The organism is Streptomyces sp. NPDC054872 (assembly GCF_053610705.1).
In genome coordinates, this window is the sequence record NZ_JBSGYY010000088.1 from 1 (window position 1) to 2,076 (window position 2,076).

The 2,076-nt window shown below is 51.5% G+C and carries 1 rRNA gene; it reads right to left on the reverse strand.

Annotated elements, in window-relative coordinates:
* A 23S ribosomal RNA gene (locus ACWGIH_RS43420) occupies positions 1 to 1,858 on the reverse strand; the annotation flags it as partial.
* Positions 1,859 to 2,076 lie beyond the last annotated feature (218 nt).

Consider the following 2,076-nt stretch of genomic DNA (forward strand, 5'->3'; position numbering starts at 1 on the left):
CAGCCCCTATACTTCGCCTTACGGCTTCGCAGAGACCTGTGTTTTTGCTAAACAGTCGCCTGGGCCTATTCACTGCGGCTCTCTCGGGCTTGCACCCTAACAGAGCACCCCTTCTCCCGAAGTTACGGGGTCATTTTGCCGAGTTCCTTAACGAGAGTTCTCTCGCACACCTTAGGATTCTCTCCTCGCCTACCTGTGTCGGTTTGCGGTACGGGCACCTCTCACCTCGCTAGAGGCTTTTCTTGGCAGTGTGGAATCAGGAACTTCGCTACTATATTTCGCTCGCCATCACAGCTCAGCCTTATGGGAAACGGATTTGCCTATTTCCCAGCCTAACTGCTTGGACGCGGATATCCAATACCGCGCTTACCCTATCCTCCTGCGTCCCCCCATTGCTCAAATGGTGAGGAGGTGGTACAGGAATATCAACCTGTTGTCCATCGCCTACGCCTTTCGGCCTCGGCTTAGGTCCCGACTAACCCTGAGCGGACGAGCCTTCCTCAGGAAACCTTAGGCATTCGGTGGAGGGGATTCTCACCCCTCTTTCGCTACTCATACCGGCATTCTCACTTCTAAGCGCTCCACCAGTCCTTCCGGTCTGGCTTCACAGCCCTTAGAACGCTCTCCTACCACTGTTCGTAAGAACAGTCCGCAGCTTCGGTGATACGTTTAGCCCCGGTACATTTTCGGCGCAGAGTCACTCGACCAGTGAGCTATTACGCACTCTTTAAATGGTGGCTGCTTCTAAGCCAACATCCTGGTTGTCTAAGCAACTCCACATCCTTTTCCACTTAACGTATACTTTGGGACCTTAGCTGGCGGTCTGGGCTGTTTCCCTTTCGACTACGGATCTTATCACTCGCAGTCTGACTCCCAAGGATAAGTCATTGGCATTCGGAGTTTGACTGAATTCGGTAACCCGGTAGGGGCCCCTAGTCCAATCAGTGCTCTACCTCCAAGACTCTTACCTTGAGGCTAGCCCTAAAGCTATTTCGGAGAGAACCAGCTATCTCCAGGTTCGATTGGCATTTCACCCCTACCCACACCTCATCCCCGCACTTTTCAACGTGCGTGGGTTCGGGCCTCCATTCAGTGTTACCTGAACTTCACCCTGGACATGGGTAGATCACCTGGTTTCGGGTCTACGACCACGTACTCATGCGCCCTATTCAGACTCGCTTTCGCTGCGGCTCCGCATCTTCTGCTTAACCTTGCACGGGATCGTAACTCGCCGGTTCATTCTACAAAAGGCACGCCATCACCCGTTAACGGGCTCTGACTACTTGTAGGCACACGGTTTCAGGATCTCTTTCACTCCCCTTCCGGGGTGCTTTTCACCTTTCCCTCACGGTACTGGTTCACTATCGGTCACTAGGGAGTATTTAGCCTTGGGAGATGGTCCTCCCGGATTCCGACGGAATTTCACGTGTTCCGCCGTACTCAGGATCCACTCAGGAGAGAACGAAGTTTTGACTACAGGGCTGTTACCTCCTATGGCGGGCCTTTCCAGACCTCTTCATCTACCTCGTTCCTTTGTAACTCCGTACAGAGTGTCCTACAACCCCAAGAGGCAAGCCTCTTGGTTTGGGCTGATCCCGTTTCGCTCGCCGCTACTCAGGGAATCGCATTTGCTTTCTCTTCCTCCGGGTACTTAGATGTTTCAGTTCCCCGGGTCTGCCTTCTCATATCCTATGAATTCAGATATGGATACCACTCCATTACGAGTGGTGGGTTTCCCCATTCGGAAATCTCCGGATCAAAGCTTGCTTACAGCTCCCCGAAGCATATCGGTGTTCGTCCCGTCCTTCATCGGCTCCTAGTGCCAAGGCATCCACCGTGCGCCCTTTCTAACTTAACCGTTAAAAAGAATCACTACGTGATATCTTGCATTACTAATTGAATGTGATGTCTACTGTTATCTAGTTTTCAAAGAACACGTTTCGAAGGAATGATCCTTCAAAACTAAACAAGACAGGGAACGTTCTGTTTATAAGACCCAAGGTCTTATATTCCGTATAATATCCTTAGAAAGGAGGTGATCCAGCCGCACCTTCCGATACGGCTACCTTGTTACGA